A 16,444-nucleotide genomic window follows, 5' to 3' on the forward strand; every position below is an offset into this window, starting at 1 on the left:
TATGAACTTAGAAGTATGTTAATTCAGTTTCCTTAATCTTCTATCTCTACTTCCTGCCAGCCTTTGATAGCACCAACAATAAAAGCGCCTGCTGGGTTATCAATAGCTTTTTCAAAAGCAGCCAAGCCACCTTCTTTAACCGCATTTATTACTCGTTTTTTCAATGTTGGGTTGCTTTCAATGCGATTTATGGCTTCTGCCGCTACTACCATTTGCTGTGATGTAGTGGTGGTAGGGTAAGTTTGCTCTAGCTGTTTTAGCAATTGCTGAATCTCAGCAGCAGCTTGGGCAAGGCTCTGCGGTTGTCCAGCCGCGTAGTAATTACCTTGGATATAATCGCGTTCAATGCGCTCGTTATAGTTGCCGCCGCCTGTGTTGATATTGCGATCGCCAGCCATTGTTGTATCTCCTTGAACTACTCGGTTGCCGTCACCTTGGACGTTATTGACATTGCCACTAACAGAACCATCAATTGAGAAGCTACCTGGATTTTGATTCATAGAACCTACATTATGTATTGTATTTATATAATAGATGTTAGGACTTTTTAGAATAAATTCCTTAAAAATACTGTCTATGGTATTTGAATTATCATATTCTAAATCTAATTGGAGATCCTGAATTTCTAGAGTAAAATCTAATATTCTAGTTTTTATAGTGTCTAAAATCCCTACAACCACATCAAAGCTAACTAATCTATAGGCACGTACCAACGATGCATTTGTATAAGTTTCTAGATGAGGATATACCGACATTGGTAAACTAAATGGAATTGATTCTCCATTAGATGATTCAATAATTGCTTGTAAAGCAGCAACACTTTCAAAAAAACGTCTTGTATGTAAAGACTCTATATGTTCTCTTGGAAAAGTCGATTTTATCCCTAGAGGTCTTTGATTAAGAAATACAATATTTCCAAAATGGAGTCCTTGTAAATCGCCAAATATAGGTACATATTCTAAAATTCTATAATCTGGCAATTCTATCCCCTCAGAATAACCTGTTAATTCATAATTAACCCAGGTTTTGAATGGAGAATAATTTAATTTATATGCTAAAGATTTGCACTGCCTCAATATGTCAGCTAACCTTATCTCTTGAGTATGACAGTTAATTTCAATATTCTTAATTAAATTTAATATTTCATTGGATTTAGACATATTTTTCGTTTCTAAAAATAATCATTAATGAATTGTTTATATAATTAAAATTTTATTTAAAATTAGCAGAGTTTTATGATAAATAATCGTCTAACATTAGAAACAACAGTTAACCATAGCTGATTTGAGGAAAGGTTAGGAGATAGCCAAAAAATTTTATTATCGGCGTTTGTTTCAAAGTTTCATGTCTACACTTTGGTGTAGAAACAGCCCAGATTTCAACGGCTCAAGCCTTCGGAATAACTTTCTTGTCGCCGGGAATAGTGATTGCCCCGCTTCGAGGTATCTCCTTTATCTCCTTATACTTTTTAACAGGTTTTGATTATAACCTTCCCCTCGTAAATTGGTTGTATCTTCTAATTTCGTTTAAACTCCATTTGGGCGAAGTGGTCTTGCAGTAGTTTGTGGATGAAGCGATAGCGACCACCAACACGTTGAAGAAATAGGCGCTCTGTGCAGTAGTTGAGAAAACGGGCGTAGTTCCAGGGGATGTAGCCGCTTTGCCATAAAGTAATACGTAATGCTAAATGTTGAATACAAGCAAGTCCACCGAAACCGTCAGTAATTGGTAGAAAGTACACAGCAAGAATCCATGAAACAAGTGCATCTGAGAAAAAGGGTATACATATTGCAATTATCAAAATAACAGCTATATAAATAGAGTTTTTAGCAGATTCCTTAATTCCTTGATTTGGGTAAAACTTGCTATTTACATCTACTCGTAAACCTAGAATTAAACCAAGTATAAACCCTCTCACTAGACCTAGAGCCAACCCAAGCACTAAACCTAAGATTAATATCAAAATCGGTACTAGAAATGCTATTAGTATCAAATACCAAAATCCAGAGCTTGCTGCTATTATTAGTGAAATAATCAATACTATGGCTGATACGAGGATAATAAAACCAGATACAATATCTCTTCCACGAGATATACCTGAGCTTAATCCATAAATAAAACCTTTGATGAATCCATTCCCAAATCTCTTGAACTCCTCCTTTTTCAAAGGAAACTTTAAATATTCAAGAGTCTCTATTCTTTTTAAACCAATATTGAATCCAGTCATAGCGCCTATAATAAATCCACTACAATTAAATATAAAGTCAATATTTTTGCAAAAATATTGTATTTCATTTATATAAATAAAAACTAATAGATTCGTTTTAGCAAATTCTAATAAACTATTACATGAAGAGGAAGCTGTAGCTATTACACAAAAAGCGATGATTAACATTGCGACTAGCCATTTTGATGAATTTCCACTTTTCAAATATTCTTCAGCTTGTTTAATATCTTGTTCAATTATACTTTTAATATCTTCAAAAGAATTAATATGATGTTTTTGATTATCTTTTTTATCATTGAAGGCTAAATTCAGGGTTATTACTAATAATATAATTACCCAACTTATAAATTGTCCGATAATTCCGCATAAAACTACTAATATTAATCTATACAATACTTTCTGATAAGACTTACTTAATAGATCAGGCTGCATATCTTCAATTAAAAAGTCAGACCTACCTTGCAATTGAATATTCTGAGCTACCCAGCATAGTTTTAAACAAGTTTCCTTAATCGTAGGCAGAGATTCCTGTTTAAATAAACTTTGCTTAAGACTGCGAGTAAACATTTGATGGATGTACGCATCCAGTAGTCTCTGCCTGAAATTTTCACTAGAAGTTATTTGTTTCCAATCGTTCTCTGAAAGCTGAGGAAAGACTAAGATAGTTACACTAAGCAAGAGTGGATTGCTAAGTAATTCTAGCAGAACAGAGTTGTTATGAAGAAAATTCCAGAAGTTATCTAGTTCAACTCTTTCAAGAAAAAGCTGAATTTGGGAGTTAGTAAAACCATGCAAAGAAATTGCTCCATTAAGAAGGAGTAGATTTGTGTATGCGTTATAATTTTCAATTCGACTACAAACTACTAGATATGGGGGTCTATTCTCATTTTTAAGAAACTGGTTAATTGCTTCAACACAGAATGGTTGCTGATGCAGTGACACCTCATCTAATCCATCTAGCATTGGTAAAATCAGACGGGATTCCAACCATTGCTTACTTATACTAGGTCGAACACCATACTTTGATTTTAGTTCTGAGATTAACCATTTTTCCAGCTTCGGACGCTTATTTTGCCATGAAGATAAGTTAAGTAAAATAGGAACAGGATAATCTGGTTGTTCTTCGGCACGTTTAATTAATTCTCGTGCTAGTTCTAATTGCGTGGTTGTTTTACCTGCTCCTGGTTCACCTAAAATTAACAGTTTACCTGCAATTTCTTGTGAGTCAAAAACTTCTAAAATTGTTGTGGTATCTGAGAGAGGTACAGCAGGTTTTAAACCAATTTTTATCTCAGCATCCCAAGGGCGTTTTACTTGTTGCGGTTGTGATTCTTTACCCAAATTAATCAGCACAGCATTGTGTAGAGATTGTCTTAACCGTGCTGTAACTTCTTCCTTGACTGCGGCTAATAATATCCGTTCATTCTTTGGTCGTTCAGGGTTGCCTACTGGTGTTGTCTGCTGCCCAAAGATTAATTCCTTGATGACGAACATCAAGTTGTTATTACCCTGAACTACTGTATTACCATCCCCCAGAACAGCTTGGTTATCATTACCCTGAACGGCTCGGTTTTGATTCCCCTGAACTACATTTTGAGATATAGAACTATCAGCCTGCTGCGTTGAATTTACATCAGGCTGTTGTTCAAAGTTATCAGGCGGCTGGCTCATAAATCAGTTCTACAATCCCAACAGGTGAGAACCAGCAGCAACACCTAACCAAGTTGCAACTTTCACAATAATCGGCTTGGCTATTGTCCAGACTTTCTGACCAGCTTCCACGCCCTTACTTGTTTTTTCAAGTGTTTCTGCCACAGTTCCCAAACGCTCTAATGCTCGTTGCTTATTTGGTTCTTCTTTATCTGTGGCTTTCTTAGCTGCACTCAAGTCTTCAATTACTTCTTCTTTAGTGTCGGCTGGGAGTTCTGCACCTTGAATTAAAGTTTCTAATTGTGCCAGTAACTTGACAACATCCTCTTTAGTTAGTGATTCTCCGGTATCTGCCCCCACTTGATTTTGTTGTGTTACTTGATTATTGTCACCAAGGACAGCCTGATTATTATCTCCTTGCACTGCGCGGTTGTTATCGCCTTGAACGTTGTTGACGTTGCCGCTTACTGAACCACCAACTGAGAAGTTACCTGGATTTTGATTCATGGAACCTACACTATGTATTGTATTTATATAATAGATGTTAGGACTTTTTAGAATAAATTCCTTAAAAATACTGTCGATTGTATTTGAATTATCATATTCTAAATCTAATTGGAGATCCTGAATTTCTAGAGTAAAATCTAATATTCTAGTTTTTATAGTATCTAAAATTCCGGCAATTAAATTGACACTAATAATTCTATAGGCAATGACTAAGGAGGTGTCAGAATAACCAGTTTCTAAATAAGGTAATATTGATTGTGGTAAGGGAAAACGTAGTACCTGGTTATTTGCTGAATCAATCATTGATTGTAAGTTAGCTACATTATTACGAAAAGGAAATCTGTGTAAAATTTCTATATGCTCTTTTAAAATCCTTGGGTCAACTTCTATAGGAGTTTTTTTGATAGTTACAATATTTCCAAAATGATTACCGATCAAGTCTCCAAACAAAGGTACGTTATCTATAATTCTATATTGTGGTAATTCTATATCTTCTGGATATCCAATTAACTCGTAATTGACCCATGTTTTCAGAGGGATATAATTTAATTTATATCCTAAAGATTTACATTGCCTTAATATATCAGATAGTTTGATTTCTTGACTATGACAATTTCTTTCAATGCTCTTAATTAAAATTAATAATTCATTATTCATTGACAAAATTTTCAGATAATTAATAATATAATTTTAGAGAATTCAGAAATAGTTTTGTATCAGACTGTTATTTATCATAATTATAAGGTAGTGGTTTGTTCATAATTTTAGTTCTATAACTCCAACGGCTAAAGTTTGCACCTGTTAGATTCGCCCCTGTAAAATCTGCACTGCGAATATCTGTATAGCTAAAGTTCGCACCCGCAAGGTCTTTCCTCCCTTTGAAGTTGCGTCCTTGGAGATTTCGACCGGAGAAGTCTTGGGGCATGGCTGGGTGCTGTATATAAACTGCTTTTTGGATACAGATATACCATGAACAATTCCAGAATTTTAACGCTTTAAGTTGATTGACTATTTTTAAGAGAAAAATTTAATGGAAATTGCAAGTCATAAACACCCTCGCTACGACGGGAGCGAACGCCGACTTTAGGCAAGAGGTAGACGAGCAATTGGGGAATTCACAGCAACTCTTGTAAAGGGCGAATCTCTTGGGCAGGAACTTAAGCCAGACTATGAAGCGATATGTGAGCGTACCCTTAACTTGCCTGAGATGGGGCGGCAGTCGGCAGAGGCAAGGCGATTGACGCATTTATCAGGGAATTGTCTAAGGGTGAGCGCTAACAATAAAACCCCTGGTGATTTACCAAGGGCTAATGTCTCCTGTCTTAACTCTGTCTAAATGTCTGTCTGCTCTGTCCATTGCTGCATAAGGATTCTGTCTAATTCTGTCCGTTCTGTCCGTCTGTCTGAAAATCGCTGATTTCGATGGTATTAGCATCTAGCCAGACGGCCAGACTGTTCTCAACCAACTCATTAAACAGTCGCTTCAACTCCTCCGAACTAAAACCGTTGACCTTTTACCTTAAAGTTGGGCTGTATCTCCTGTATGACTGCCGATGTTCGAGAAGTGCGCTGGAGGAATTGCAGCAACGATTGGGCAATGGGTGTTAGTGATTGGGTTGGGCTAGAGTCTGCTGGGGGCTTCTCTAAATTAAATTCGAGTTGCCAGATGCGCTCTGCTGTTTTGTGATCGGTGGAAAGTTGGGGTTGAGTTGGGCTTTCTCCTGCCTGTGGCACTGGGCTATCAAGCCGAAAATCAATTCGCTTGTGGTCGAGCTTAGGCAGTTCAATATCAATCCATTGCCCATGCCCAGGTAGCTTAATCCTACCTCTACCACTGGCTTTTGCTTCTGTGGTGATTGGGTCAATAGTTGCAATTAGTTCTACTTCCAACAATGCAGCATCCCGAAGTTTTGATAGTCCTTTAGCTTTGGCTAAAATCTCCATTGTGCGGTCGTGAGCTACAAACAAAGGAATCATCAATTGTTTGCGAGATTCGGTCATGGCACACCGAAACCATTTACCAATAAAATCAGGGTCGGGCTTCCATTTTTCATCCTCACAATCGTCCGGCATTGGCTCAATTATGTTATCTGTCCATGTCGTAAATTCTTCACAGATAACTGATAGCATCTTGCCGCTATTTCTTAACCGTTCTGTCCACTGTTCTTCAGTCATGCCACTCTTGCGGTAATCTTCATAGCGCTGGCGCATTTCATCCATGTACCATTGCATGAATTCGGCTATTTCTTTGTAGCCAGTAATCAGCCGCACACCTCGCCACTCGACCTGTGTGCCGTGCGGGTCAAGCGCTACGATGTTCCACCCAGCTTGTACTTTCTTCCAGATAATCTCTCTGGTAGTCCAGGATTTACCAGCACCCATGCCACCAAAGATTAAAGTGGGTAGCCGATAGTGTTTTTGATCCAGCGATATTTGTCAGTGGGAGCGATCGCTTGGCTGTCTGCCCCAGTAACCTTATCGTTGGGGTCAATCGTCCCCTGTAGAGTCTGGCTACCTTGTAGATAGGGCGTTTTCATCTCTCGCAACTGCTTAATATACTCCGCCTTCTGTTCTTCACTCATCCCAGCCGTCTGCGCCTCAAAGATTGCGTCAGTTGCCTCCATCTGGGTAACTTCAATCTCAGTGTGGGCGTAAATCTCGCTTTGGTGATATCAACAGTGCGATCATTAGCGATTAAATCCAAGTCGGCTTGTAGTTGGACTTCTGCGATCGCAACATCTCGGTAACTCTCCAACAACTCGGAACGTGCGGCCATTTCTGCTTTTGCAGCATCCCGTTTTTGGGCAATGTCTTCAAAAACTGCTCTCTGCTTCTCTTCCGATTGGCAGTGCCGCAGCATCCACCCAGCTAGCGCAAAACCCCAGGAATCCCCCAAACGCCCAAAACGGTTTATATGGGTTAGTCGCTTTCACGAGTCCGTTAACGCCCATTGCTGGGTCACGCACTACTTGAGGGGCATTCCAGACAGTTTCCATTCTTGCCAGTAGAAGGGGTCATGCGAAACGGTCGGTTATCTTTATCCCGACACACCAATGTTTTTGAAGGGGTTTTGATGCAGAAGTAGATCCGATCGCTGCTGGTTCCTTGCCAAGCCATTGCTGCCGAGCTAATTCCCACAGTTAAACTCAGCCCAATTGCGACAGCTTTCTTGTCCATCGGTAGCGACCAAACCACAACATTAAACCCGATTGCTGTGACTCGGATAACTGTTTATGTTTCTCAGATAGATAGTTCATTTACCTCTCCTACTACCAAATAGAAAAACATTAATATCGCTAGAAATATGCCCACTCCTGCACCATCCATCCAACTTGAAGATTCAGCAGTTTTTGGTTTATAAACCGACTCAATTGAAGTATTAGCAGTAATAGTAGAAGTTCTCGCTTCATTCCATTCACTAATCGGGTCAGAGAGCGCACACAATAAAGCCAGTGATGCACTGCAACCAGTCATTAAATTAGTGACGAAATTATTGAAGCCTTCACCTGTTGCAGTGGCAGTAAAGTAGAGGTGTGCAGTACCCACAGCTAAGAACATTCCAACTGGGTGAACTTGCAACAGATGAAAAGTAAAAATCACTGCACTATTTAGACAACTGCCAGCGACAATTTCACAAGCATTACCAGCACGTCTAAATGTTCTACCTCGGTTATTTTCTGGAGTGGTGGTAACTGTTCGGGTTGTTGATGCTGCTTAGTTGATTGTGGTGTTTGTGCCAGCCCTTCATGCAAAAAAGGGCTGACGCTATGAGGATCTTCATTTCGTTTCCTTACTAGCATCAGCCTTATCCTTTTAACTAATAGTTATCTATCGCCTAACTTCTGCCACAAGTTACCCAACATTGCACCCCAACCTCTCACTGTTCCTGTTGCTGAAACACTAGAAGATGGTGCATGATTTTGGGATTGAATTGGTATCACTTCCTGGGGCGTTTGATTCGGCTCTAATGCTCTTGATCCAAACCTCGCACGGGCTAAAAGTTGTTGACGTTTCTCTCTCAGTCCTGTTGTGATTGCTTGCCTTTCGGCTTGCACAGTTTGTCTATTTTCTATCCCACTAATTTTGTTTTCATGTCTCCACAATTCTGCTTGTAAGTCGTGGTGTAATTGTGTAGCAACTTCGGTTAGTCCGTGCTTACGTTTTTGGTCAATTCGCAACAAGTCGGCTCTATCTTGGGCATCTATCTTACTCATCTCGCTGTCAAATTCAGCGTTTAGTTTGCGAATTTTGGCGATAGCACCTGCTACATGAGAGCCGTATTGTTTACGAAGTTCAGTCCAAGTTACTTGCCTTTGGTCAACTTCTCCATCGCCTCAAAGACGACCTTGGCGTTGTCGAGAATGGTTCTAATCTGTCAGATAATTCTTGGGCATTATTGGCGTAATCCGCAAACTGTTCTAGCTTATTTATATCGGAGAGATAGCCCAATATATCAGACTCAAACCCTCCCCAAGATTGTGCCTTTTCGTCAATATGGCTTGCATGACCAACTACCGGATTACGTATTGCAAAGTCCATTGCTGACACTCCTAATAAGGTATGTTGTCGTAGTCGATATTACTTGACTCTTGGGGCAATTCATCCCAGTAACCCATCTCTTCAAATCGGCTATAAATTCTCGTTGCTAATTGCCTTACTGGGTCGTCAAAATCATCAGAAATTAAATCAAATCGGTTGGAGCCAAACGCCAATATATTTGCAATATCAGGGTCAATCCCATTGCCCAAGAATTGACCAAATGCAGCAGAGTATGGATGGTCATCAATGGTTGAATGAGTCGCTAGAAATTCCGTTCCGGTGAAAGGTGGGTAATCTTCACTCTCTTCCAATGGTGTGGAAAGTGCCTCAATATCTGCCGAAATCATTGCTGCCCATTGTTCAGGATTTTCTACTTTGAATTGCTGCTTTCTCAGGGCGGAGTCGGTCAGAGGCGATTTGCCCCAATCATTAGGATTTTTGTAGTCAAGTGTCATTTGTTAGAATCCTTGTAACGATGTGTACTTGATGCACTTTCGGATGAGGCGATTGCACTTACTTTGGTCGGTCGGGGCAATCGCTTCATCATCAGTTCTCACAAAACTCAACAAGTTCAAAAACCTCCCTCTGCACTTGGTTTTGGCTTAATTCTTTGCGTCTGCCTTTCGAGTCATTGAATATGAAAGGGGCATTGACTCGACAATTAGACCGATGGCTGTAGCGGAGTTGTTGACCTCGAAATTCATACAAATGGTTACGCACTAAGGTTGTCGTTTCTAACATAAGTTCCTCAAACTTGAGAGTAGAACTCGATATTAGGATGGCTTCGTGAATCTCCATCAAGCTTGCACTGCATCACCTATTTTTAGGTCATTCGATGTACTGAACCGTTCGGACGCTTCAATTTGTTTGTAATTGGGAGATGCTTGCACGAACCTTAAAGTCTGTTCACAACCGAGGATGATGGTCATAATTTCGGTTGTTGTTAGCGATGGCTGTGTCTGCATGGTTTCTTGGTCGCTCATGACTTGTTTCTTCTCCTTTGGGTTTTGATTGGTGCGGCTGGGGCTTCTGGCTGACTCGGCTTTTGAAGTACATAGCTGATGGCCCCTGCACCACCCACGGCTGCGGCAATGGTGAACATATTGTTACGGCCGAAATACTGCACTCCGAAATAGCCGAGGGCTAGAAAGCCAAGGGCAGCAACAGAGAATCCAAGTGTTTTGTTGATTTTCATGGTTACGCTACGAACAAATCCTCAAAGTTACTTAAGCTGTCGGGTTGGGACTGGTCAGTTAGAGCAGGTTGTTGCTTGTGCTGACAGCAAAGTGAATTTTTATCTCGAAAGTAAGCCCTTAAAATCCAAGTCACAGCAGAGGTCAGGTCATCGGTGAGAAGCAGTTTTTCCGCCTCAGCCTTTACGGGGTCAATCAAATCTTTGGGGATGCAAACCCGGTTATCTTTCGCCATGAATTAAACCTTCTTTAGTGATGCAACAGCTAATTTCAGTAACCCAATTGCATTAGCAGTCTGGGAATTAGAATCTGTGCTATTCCTTGCCTAATGCGATTGCACTAACTGATGGCAGCATTGCACCGCCACCCACAAGGTAAATAGCATCCAGGTCATCAGCGCGGGATTGCAAATGCTTCACGCAGGCACTAAACAAGATGCAAGCCATCCCTTGAGTTCCGATGAGTAAATGCTTGAAAACTCCCAATTGGTGGTTCCATAAACAAAGTTCTTGCTCATCCCCTCTCGGATCAGATGAGGGTTAGCTGGTTTACCAAGGTGGCGACGGGTTTGGAGGTTATTCGCTATCGTCTCACAAAGATGGTGAACGCCTACTGTGTCAATCTTGCGACTATTTTGTAATAGTTTGTTGCCTTCAAATATTGAGGTGATAGTAGTTCCATGCCCCAGGTCAATGAGCGCGACTTTCTGCTGACCAGGAGCGCGGGAAACTAACAATGCTCCTACACCTTCCTCTGTTATTTGACAGGTGATATCAACGTTTACAATGTCTTTGCCATCAAACTTGACGATGTGCTTACCTTGCAAGGCTTTCTTTAGATCATGGGCAAAGGCTTGAGAGTCATGCAATGAAGCGACTAAAAACAAGTTATAGCTCTGCTGTCTAGGAGTTTGAGCAATTGCACCTAAGAGCATTTGCAGCCATAAGTAATCTTGTTTCTAAAGTCATCAACAATGCGCCCAAATGACTGCTTACAGTAAATTTCGGCAGTCTCTCCAATCAACCACTTAGAGCCAGATAGATCAGAGCGTTCGCCTTGAAGATATTCGACTACCGCACCGTTGCCTAAGCTTTCGTAGTCGTTAGAGTCCGTTTCAATGACTTGTTTAAAGTAGGAGGGAATAAGTATCTCTCCTTGGGGAAAATGTAGTTTAGAATACCCGTTGCCACAATCCAAGAAGCAGGGGTCAACGATGGGGCTAATGTCCCTAATGTGGGACTTGATGCCAAATCTACCATCTGATTGAAGTCCTTAAATTTGTTTCAATTTTTCGTAAAACCTTTGTGGTGAAAAAGCTTTGGATATCTGCGGTTACTGTTCTATCCGTCTTGCGGGGTCTGTTATCCGCTTCCATCCGTGGTTATCTTCGCCACTTGTGGGTTTATGCCTTACACTTCTCAACTTAGCATATAATATGAGAAGTTAGCAAGAGATGAGAAGATGAGAACTGTAAAAATATCAGCAAAAGGATATATCTTGAGAAGGGAGAACATGACCGAAGATGACGTGAGAACAGAGAAGATAAACTTCACTTGTGAGACAGAAACGAAGCAGTACTTAAGATTGTGGGCAGCAAAGGAGGGTAGAACACTTAGCAATCTTGTCGAGAGGATTATTCTTGATGCGATAGAGAGAGATAAGCAGTCTGGGGGCGATAAGTAATGATTGACCCTCTTTCCCTTCCTCCATTGCCACTATCTGACCACAAGTTTCTACCAGAATGCCTAGCTGTTTACTTTGTCTTAGATAGTAATCGCATCTTATATGTAGAGCAGGACGCAGTACAATCAATCAAGAAAATGCTTAAGAACTGGTTAAAAAACAAAAATTCCCAAGCAGATTGAATGCTTGGGTACAAAAAAAAAGGAGTAGCTCTTGCTGCTTCGGGTGCGCTCTGTTAGATGATGAGGCGAACACCAAGAACGATTTACGGTCGTTCACGAGTAGTCAACAAAAACTACAACCAGATTAATTTTTAATATTGTTCACCTTCTAACGTAACAGAACGCGGCGATAACGGCAAAGAACTACTCCAGAAACACACAAAAAATACATGGAGTAGTACAAATGAATACGCTAGAAATGCAAAGTGCGCCCGGACTGTTAGATCATGGCGCAACCCCGAATATTTCTGAGCCGCCTAAAATAGCACAATCTGCCCCAATTAAGCAAGAGTTAGCAGCACGCAATACCAAAACTGCCAGTGTAGAAAATAAACGCCTTGAAGATACACCAAAAAAAACTAATGCCTCAAGAACTCAACAGGCATTTGAAAAATTCGACATCCGAAATTTTCAAGATCAGCTCTCACCGTCCAAAGCTAAAAATAAGTTTATTTGTCCAGTTTGTGGCGGTAATGACTTATCTATTGTCCCAGAAACCGGGAAGTACAGATGCTTCAATAATTGTGAGTGTAAGGACATCAGAGAGGCAATTAAACCCTGGGCTGAAGTGGTGGCAGAAAGGGCAGGGGCTAATTACACTCCATCCCTAAACCGTTTGGCTGCGAAGCCCAAGAGAATCTTGCCTAAACCAGCACCAATTCCAGATGGTGAATTAGCACTGGTGATGTTGACCCAAGCGGCGACTGACATACCCCAAACTCAAAACATAAACTTGCAAGCTACCAAAGGGAATACCAGGGAATGCAACACAAACAATCTACCCTTACTCACAAACCCAATGGGTAATTCGCTATGAATGGGCGGATTATATCAAAGAGAAGGGAAAAGATAAATCCTTCCGCCAATGGCACAGGCTTCCAGATGGCACTCCAGAGATGAGAAAAGGGGATGAACCCTGGAAAGCTTACCGCATTGATGAAGCGATCGCCGCTAGTAAATCAGTGAATGTCACCCCGGCACTACTCCAGCATGAAGGCGAGGGATGCGTAGAAGTTGGTCGGGAGCATGGTCTTGCTGGGATTACGTTTCAGGGTAGTGGATGGGATAAAAAGACTATCACCCCAGAATATCAACTTCTAAAAGATTCAGGCATAGGATTAATCGTTTTTCTGCACGATGCCGACGACACTGGCTTAAAGAAACTCCAGACCTGCCAGGAGTGTGCAGCCGAAGTGGGAATTGCATTTATTGGAATAAACCCTCACGACATCTGCCCTGATTTACCATATAAATCAAGTGATATCAAAGAAATCTTGGGCAGATGGAAACACCAGAATTTATCCGTCGGTTAGAGCAGGAGATTCACGCGGCCGTAGCGCAGCGATCGCAACAAGCACAGGTAAATGTAAGTGATGATGACGACCAAAATCCGGTTGTAGCCTTTACCCAGCAAGCTTTTCAAGCTCTCTACGGCGATAAGAACTGGATTTGTGCTGCTGATAAGCTTTACTACCACACTGGCAATCATTATAAACACTCCCCAGATTCCACAGAACGCAAAAGAATCTACGACTTTTGCAATTCCTTTGTGGTCGAGAACGAACAGGGTAAAAAGTCTTGTCCCTATGCTTCACCTAGTTCAGTCAAGAAGGTTTTGGAATGGGTAAAAATGGGGACAGAAATTGACCCAGAACTAATCAATCCTCCTGGCGTAAATTGCACTAATGGGATAGTCAGGGTTGAGTGGGAAGGCAGGGATTTTACAATAAGATTAGACCCGCATACGCCCCAGGACTACTTCATTTATGAACCGTTAATTGAATATGACCCGTCGGCTGACGATACATATTGTGAGCAACTTTTAGCTTGCTTAGACAAGCCACAACAAGAAATATTTCTGAGAAATATTGCTGCATCCCTTGACCTTCAAACTGTTAGAAAATTTAGAGGCAGAGAGGTAAAAGCAATGTTTGCAATTGGTCTTGGTTCTAATGGTAAAGATGCTCTGCGCGAATGTGTATCAACCATTTATGGGAAAAACGGATTAACTTCTGTTTCTTTGGGTGACTTTCAATCTTATGACGAAGGCAGAAAATTCGGACTAGCCCACTTATATATAGTCGAGTTAACTGGGCTTCTGAAAACCCACAAACATCTAGGATTGATAGACTTCAAAGTTTTAAATTATTTGTCACTGGAGATACACTACATTGCGAACAGAAAGGGAAAGACCATATAGAATTCTCTTCTAACGCAATAGGTATTTTCAACTTAAACGAGACTCCCGCATTTCAAGGCGTAATACAAGCAATCAAAGATAGGATTGCAATTTTAGAATTCAGGAAAAACCTTTGTAGATAATCCTTCGCCAAATAATCCAAACGAGATAAAAGGCGACCCCCGATTTCGCTACGATCCAGAGTTTATTAGAACGCATGTTGCCCCAGCATTCCTAAATAGAATGCTAAAAGCTCTCAGCAACCTTGTAGAGTCAGGTATCAATTATGAATGCACAACCGACGCTTTCCACAACCTTCAGAGAGAGAATAATCATCTTTTTGACTTCATCTTAAGCGCAAATATAGGTTATGTGCCTGATGGGGAAATTACCGCACGGGCTTTATGGTCAATGCTGGAACAGCACTATATCCATAATGGAACGCTGACCATAGATGAGGGCAACCGCAGAACGTGGATCGACCAAGTTCGTCCCAGCGATAAAAACGTGAAGGGCATCAATCAAATAATCCCACGCATCTCTCAACTCTTCCCCAAGGCTGTCAAGGGAACTAGGTACTGTGACATTGCTAAAAGAAACATTCCAGTACTCAAAGGCATTGGCATTTTGGAAGTTACCCGCACCACATTAGACGAAACCCGCACCACTTCCGCACCACTTTCCGCACCAGAAACCTCGCAAAATCAGGACTTCCGCACCACCCGCACCACTTTTTCAGATTTACATGAAAATAACATTGAAGAGTCAGAAATGAAAATTCAATCGCTTCCTATCCCAATGGAAAAAGAAGAATATGCCACCTCAACTGGTGCGGTGATGCGGAACCCTTGCAGGATAAGGAAAACTGCTGCGGTGAGTCCTGCGGAAATGGTGCGGATCAACTAGAAAGTGGTGCGGGTATGCCAACTGAGGATCAGGCAGCGATCGCCGCGCCAATTGCATCCGATACTGTTTCGGTAAAAGCTGAGTCTGAGTTCTCATACTCACTGTTGCAGATTGAAAAAGACGGCGGGGACATCGCAGGGTTTGTTGGTTGTCAAGTTGAGGTTCGAGGGAGCAATGGTAGCATCAAGTTTGCTGGGGAGATGACTAACTTCAACTTGAAGAATGGGATTGTCACTGTGTTGACGGAATTTGGGAACCGAGATGCCCATTTTTGCGAAGCCTTCGTGATTGCCTGAGTCAAGCCAAGCTAAACGATAATATTTCGGAAAGGTCTATTTACAATTACTCAACAAGATTTTTAACCCCAGTTAAAAAGATTGCAACTGTAAATTAAAACGCCGTTGAAGTTCTTCCAAGGAAGCAGCAGGGTGTTTTCAATTTCGATGCAGGTAGTGTCACTGACAGCCCCCTGAATATTTATCAAGTCGACGAGAAATTTGTTGACATCGTAATAGTGTTGGAGTTGTTTTTTTTGTGCATAGCTGAATTGCCAATCATGACCAATATCACAATGCTTTATTATCAATTGACGAAGTTCTTTAACCCACTGATTACCATACGTCTGCCATTGCGGGAACTCCAAATCTGCAATACGGGGTGTAGACAGTGCTTGCTCTAGTTGGTCTAGCTTTTCTGCTTGTGTATGGTTAAAAGCATTCATAGCAGTACGATTAAAGAGATTCTTGCAATCCAATGCTAGGTTATTATCTAAGCCATCGATAAGGTCAAGGTTAAGTTCTTGTTCAAGTTCGTTGAAAAGGTCTTCTTGAAAATTTTCGTAAAAGCCCAAATTATAGGCTTGCTCGTAGTTTAAACCTTCAAGGTCATGAGTATGGGTACGACCACGGCTGTGATAATTAATCAAGGTACTAATAAGATGAAGGGTAATAGTGAGGTCATCAAATATAGTGGAGTTGTACTCAGCAATAAGATTAAGATTGTGATTGAAGTAAAAGTTATTGGAAAGACCAAGGTTAAGCTTGGATAAATATCATCAGCAATGTCAAATTGAAGGGCAATATCGAGTACAAAAATGGGGTCAGATGCAAAGTCTTGGGCAAGGTCACGAGTATAGAAGTACTCCAGGGCAAAATAAAGGCTCGAATCGCTACTGGTTTTATAGTTTGCTTGGATAGAGCCTGATTTTTTAAAAACCCAGGTTAAGAAATTTTGCAATACTGGTTCACTTTTAATTGATTGATCAATAGCTTTTTTGATCAGCCGCACTAACTTATCAGCTGGCTGTTGCGATTTTACAAGTTGTTTAACGACTTCTTGC

At 40.9% G+C, this 16,444-nt stretch carries 26 protein-coding genes and 1 pseudogene; 7 read left to right on the forward strand and 20 right to left on the reverse strand.

Features of this window, described 5'->3' with window-relative positions; all coding sequences use genetic code 11:
• Positions 1–32: 32 nt before the first annotated feature.
• From GTQ43_RS34160 to GTQ43_RS34245, 18 genes are all read right to left on the reverse strand, one after another.
• Positions 33–1,160, reverse strand: a complete 1,128-nt coding sequence (locus GTQ43_RS34160; RefSeq protein WP_265277183.1) for a hypothetical protein — start codon at positions 1,158–1,160, stop codon at positions 33–35.
• A gap of 356 nt (positions 1,161–1,516) precedes the next feature.
• On the reverse strand, positions 1,517–3,898 hold the full coding sequence (locus tag GTQ43_RS34165) for an NACHT domain-containing protein (protein ID WP_265277046.1): 2,382 nt from the start codon (positions 3,896–3,898) through the stop codon (positions 1,517–1,519).
• 9 nt (positions 3,899–3,907) lie between these two features.
• On the reverse strand, positions 3,908–5,041 hold the full coding sequence (locus GTQ43_RS34170) for a hypothetical protein (RefSeq protein WP_265277047.1): 1,134 nt from the start codon (positions 5,039–5,041) through the stop codon (positions 3,908–3,910).
• A 67-nt stretch (positions 5,042–5,108) separates the two neighbouring features.
• Positions 5,109–5,309, reverse strand: a complete 201-nt coding sequence (locus tag GTQ43_RS34175) for a pentapeptide repeat-containing protein (protein WP_414859171.1) — start codon at positions 5,307–5,309, stop codon at positions 5,109–5,111.
• A 572-nt stretch (positions 5,310–5,881) separates the two neighbouring features.
• Positions 5,882–6,766 (reverse strand): hypothetical protein, encoded by an 885-nt coding sequence (locus GTQ43_RS34180; protein WP_265277185.1) that lies wholly within the window; start codon positions 6,764–6,766, stop codon positions 5,882–5,884.
• Between the two features lie 11 nt (positions 6,767–6,777).
• Entirely contained in the window at positions 6,778–6,966 is a 189-nt protein-coding gene (locus GTQ43_RS34185; protein ID WP_265277186.1) for a hypothetical protein, read from the reverse strand.
• Positions 6,963–7,280, reverse strand: coding sequence for a hypothetical protein (locus GTQ43_RS34190; RefSeq protein ID WP_265277187.1), 318 nt, complete (start codon positions 7,278–7,280; stop codon positions 6,963–6,965). The genes GTQ43_RS34185 and GTQ43_RS34190 overlap by 4 nt, the downstream gene beginning before the upstream one ends.
• Before the next feature lie 62 nt (positions 7,281–7,342).
• Complete coding sequence (locus tag GTQ43_RS34195) at positions 7,343–7,579, reverse strand: hypothetical protein (protein WP_265277188.1); 237 nt, start codon at positions 7,577–7,579, stop codon at positions 7,343–7,345.
• A 45-nt stretch (positions 7,580–7,624) separates the two neighbouring features.
• Complete coding sequence (locus GTQ43_RS34200) at positions 7,625–7,984, reverse strand: hypothetical protein (protein WP_265277189.1); 360 nt, start codon at positions 7,982–7,984, stop codon at positions 7,625–7,627.
• A gap of 8 nt (positions 7,985–7,992) precedes the next feature.
• The gene (locus GTQ43_RS34205; RefSeq protein ID WP_265277190.1) at positions 7,993–8,184 is read right to left on the reverse strand and encodes a hypothetical protein; all 192 of its coding nucleotides are present in this window, start codon (positions 8,182–8,184) and stop codon (positions 7,993–7,995) included.
• A gap of 24 nt (positions 8,185–8,208) precedes the next feature.
• On the reverse strand, positions 8,209–8,598 hold the full coding sequence (locus tag GTQ43_RS34210; RefSeq protein WP_265277191.1) for a hypothetical protein: 390 nt from the start codon (positions 8,596–8,598) through the stop codon (positions 8,209–8,211).
• Positions 8,599–8,701: 103 nt separating this feature from the next.
• A complete protein-coding gene (locus GTQ43_RS34215) occupies positions 8,702–8,923 on the reverse strand; it encodes a hypothetical protein (RefSeq protein WP_265277192.1) in 222 nt (73 codons plus the stop codon).
• An 11-nt stretch (positions 8,924–8,934) separates the two neighbouring features.
• Positions 8,935–9,378: a hypothetical protein gene (locus tag GTQ43_RS34220; RefSeq protein ID WP_265277051.1), complete on the reverse strand. Its 444-nt coding sequence runs from the start codon at positions 9,376–9,378 to the stop codon at positions 8,935–8,937.
• A gap of 91 nt (positions 9,379–9,469) precedes the next feature.
• Positions 9,470–9,664, reverse strand: a complete 195-nt coding sequence (locus GTQ43_RS34225; RefSeq protein WP_265277052.1) for a hypothetical protein — start codon at positions 9,662–9,664, stop codon at positions 9,470–9,472.
• Positions 9,665–9,720: 56 nt separating this feature from the next.
• Positions 9,721–9,906, reverse strand: a complete 186-nt coding sequence (locus tag GTQ43_RS34230) for a hypothetical protein (protein WP_265277193.1) — start codon at positions 9,904–9,906, stop codon at positions 9,721–9,723.
• The gene (locus tag GTQ43_RS34235; RefSeq protein WP_265277054.1) at positions 9,903–10,118 is read right to left on the reverse strand and encodes a hypothetical protein; all 216 of its coding nucleotides are present in this window, start codon (positions 10,116–10,118) and stop codon (positions 9,903–9,905) included. Before GTQ43_RS34235 ends, GTQ43_RS34230 begins: the two co-directional genes overlap by 4 nt.
• A gap of 2 nt (positions 10,119–10,120) precedes the next feature.
• Entirely contained in the window at positions 10,121–10,351 is a 231-nt protein-coding gene (locus GTQ43_RS34240; protein ID WP_190732886.1) for a hypothetical protein, read from the reverse strand.
• Positions 10,352–10,531: 180 nt separating this feature from the next.
• Complete coding sequence (locus tag GTQ43_RS34245) at positions 10,532–11,050, reverse strand: hypothetical protein (protein WP_265277194.1); 519 nt, start codon at positions 11,048–11,050, stop codon at positions 10,532–10,534.
• 527 nt (positions 11,051–11,577) lie between these two features.
• Here GTQ43_RS34245 and GTQ43_RS34250 point away from each other — a divergent pair.
• The 7 genes from GTQ43_RS34250 to GTQ43_RS34280 all read left to right on the forward strand — a co-directional run bounded on the left by GTQ43_RS34250 (position 11,578) and on the right by GTQ43_RS34280 (position 15,401).
• On the forward strand, positions 11,578–11,799 hold the full coding sequence (locus GTQ43_RS34250) for a hypothetical protein (protein WP_265277056.1): 222 nt from the start codon (positions 11,578–11,580) through the stop codon (positions 11,797–11,799).
• On the forward strand, positions 11,799–11,981 hold the full coding sequence (locus tag GTQ43_RS34255) for a hypothetical protein (protein WP_265277057.1): 183 nt from the start codon (positions 11,799–11,801) through the stop codon (positions 11,979–11,981). Before GTQ43_RS34250 ends, GTQ43_RS34255 begins: the two co-directional genes overlap by 1 nt.
• A 223-nt stretch (positions 11,982–12,204) precedes the next feature.
• Complete coding sequence (locus tag GTQ43_RS34260; protein ID WP_265277196.1) at positions 12,205–12,837, forward strand: hypothetical protein; 633 nt, start codon at positions 12,205–12,207, stop codon at positions 12,835–12,837.
• 79 nt (positions 12,838–12,916) lie between these two features.
• Positions 12,917–13,333: a hypothetical protein gene (locus tag GTQ43_RS34265; protein WP_265277197.1), complete on the forward strand. Its 417-nt coding sequence runs from the start codon at positions 12,917–12,919 to the stop codon at positions 13,331–13,333.
• Complete coding sequence (locus GTQ43_RS34270; protein ID WP_265277198.1) at positions 13,303–14,220, forward strand: hypothetical protein; 918 nt, start codon at positions 13,303–13,305, stop codon at positions 14,218–14,220. The genes GTQ43_RS34265 and GTQ43_RS34270 overlap by 31 nt, the downstream gene beginning before the upstream one ends.
• Before the next feature lie 222 nt (positions 14,221–14,442).
• Complete coding sequence (locus GTQ43_RS34275) at positions 14,443–15,105, forward strand: hypothetical protein (RefSeq protein ID WP_265277199.1); 663 nt, start codon at positions 14,443–14,445, stop codon at positions 15,103–15,105.
• A gap of 14 nt (positions 15,106–15,119) precedes the next feature.
• Positions 15,120–15,401, forward strand: a complete 282-nt coding sequence (locus GTQ43_RS34280) for a hypothetical protein (RefSeq protein ID WP_265277200.1) — start codon at positions 15,120–15,122, stop codon at positions 15,399–15,401.
• A gap of 62 nt (positions 15,402–15,463) precedes the next feature.
• Here the strand turns inward: GTQ43_RS34280 and GTQ43_RS34285 are convergent, their stop codons facing one another.
• Both GTQ43_RS34285 and GTQ43_RS34290 read right to left on the reverse strand, forming a co-directional pair.
• On the reverse strand, positions 15,464–16,030 hold the full coding sequence (locus tag GTQ43_RS34285; protein ID WP_265277201.1) for an NACHT C-terminal helical domain 2-containing protein: 567 nt from the start codon (positions 16,028–16,030) through the stop codon (positions 15,464–15,466).
• Positions 16,027–16,444, reverse strand: a pseudogene (locus GTQ43_RS34290) (hypothetical protein); the annotation flags it as partial. The gene GTQ43_RS34285 and the pseudogene GTQ43_RS34290, both read right to left, overlap by 4 nt.

The organism is Nostoc sp. KVJ3 (assembly GCF_026127265.1).
GTDB lineage: Bacteria > Cyanobacteriota > Cyanobacteriia > Cyanobacteriales > Nostocaceae > Nostoc.

Coding starts and splice junctions, on each gene's coding strand:
- GTQ43_RS34160 (WP_265277183.1), bottom strand. CDS start 1,160: ATGTCTAAATCCAATGAAATATTAAATTTAATTAAGAATATTGAAATT.
- GTQ43_RS34165 (WP_265277046.1), bottom strand. CDS start 3,898: ATGAGCCAGCCGCCTGATAACTTTGAACAACAGCCTGATGTAAATTCA.
- GTQ43_RS34170 (WP_265277047.1), bottom strand. CDS start 5,041: ATGAATAATGAATTATTAATTTTAATTAAGAGCATTGAAAGAAATTGT.
- GTQ43_RS34175 (WP_414859171.1), bottom strand. CDS start 5,309: ATGCCCCAAGACTTCTCCGGTCGAAATCTCCAAGGACGCAACTTCAAA.
- GTQ43_RS34180 (WP_265277185.1), bottom strand. CDS start 6,766: ATGGGTGCTGGTAAATCCTGGACTACCAGAGAGATTATCTGGAAGAAA.
- GTQ43_RS34185 (WP_265277186.1), bottom strand. CDS start 6,966: ATGAGTGAAGAACAGAAGGCGGAGTATATTAAGCAGTTGCGAGAGATG.
- GTQ43_RS34205 (WP_265277190.1), bottom strand. CDS start 8,184: ATGCTAGTAAGGAAACGAAATGAAGATCCTCATAGCGTCAGCCCTTTT.
- GTQ43_RS34210 (WP_265277191.1), bottom strand. CDS start 8,598: ATGAGTAAGATAGATGCCCAAGATAGAGCCGACTTGTTGCGAATTGAC.
- GTQ43_RS34215 (WP_265277192.1), bottom strand. CDS start 8,923: ATGGACTTTGCAATACGTAATCCGGTAGTTGGTCATGCAAGCCATATT.
- GTQ43_RS34220 (WP_265277051.1), bottom strand. CDS start 9,378: ATGACACTTGACTACAAAAATCCTAATGATTGGGGCAAATCGCCTCTG.
- GTQ43_RS34225 (WP_265277052.1), bottom strand. CDS start 9,664: ATGTTAGAAACGACAACCTTAGTGCGTAACCATTTGTATGAATTTCGA.
- GTQ43_RS34230 (WP_265277193.1), bottom strand. CDS start 9,906: ATGAGCGACCAAGAAACCATGCAGACACAGCCATCGCTAACAACAACC.
- GTQ43_RS34235 (WP_265277054.1), bottom strand. CDS start 10,118: ATGAAAATCAACAAAACACTTGGATTCTCTGTTGCTGCCCTTGGCTTT.
- GTQ43_RS34240 (WP_190732886.1), bottom strand. CDS start 10,351: ATGGCGAAAGATAACCGGGTTTGCATCCCCAAAGATTTGATTGACCCC.
- GTQ43_RS34245 (WP_265277194.1), bottom strand. CDS start 11,050: ATGCTCTTAGGTGCAATTGCTCAAACTCCTAGACAGCAGAGCTATAAC.
- GTQ43_RS34250 (WP_265277056.1), top strand. CDS start 11,578: ATGAGAACTGTAAAAATATCAGCAAAAGGATATATCTTGAGAAGGGAG.
- GTQ43_RS34255 (WP_265277057.1), top strand. CDS start 11,799: ATGATTGACCCTCTTTCCCTTCCTCCATTGCCACTATCTGACCACAAG.
- GTQ43_RS34260 (WP_265277196.1), top strand. CDS start 12,205: ATGAATACGCTAGAAATGCAAAGTGCGCCCGGACTGTTAGATCATGGC.
- GTQ43_RS34265 (WP_265277197.1), top strand. CDS start 12,917: ATGAGAAAAGGGGATGAACCCTGGAAAGCTTACCGCATTGATGAAGCG.
- GTQ43_RS34270 (WP_265277198.1), top strand. CDS start 13,303: ATGGAAACACCAGAATTTATCCGTCGGTTAGAGCAGGAGATTCACGCG.
- GTQ43_RS34275 (WP_265277199.1), top strand. CDS start 14,443: ATGCTAAAAGCTCTCAGCAACCTTGTAGAGTCAGGTATCAATTATGAA.
- GTQ43_RS34280 (WP_265277200.1), top strand. CDS start 15,120: ATGCCAACTGAGGATCAGGCAGCGATCGCCGCGCCAATTGCATCCGAT.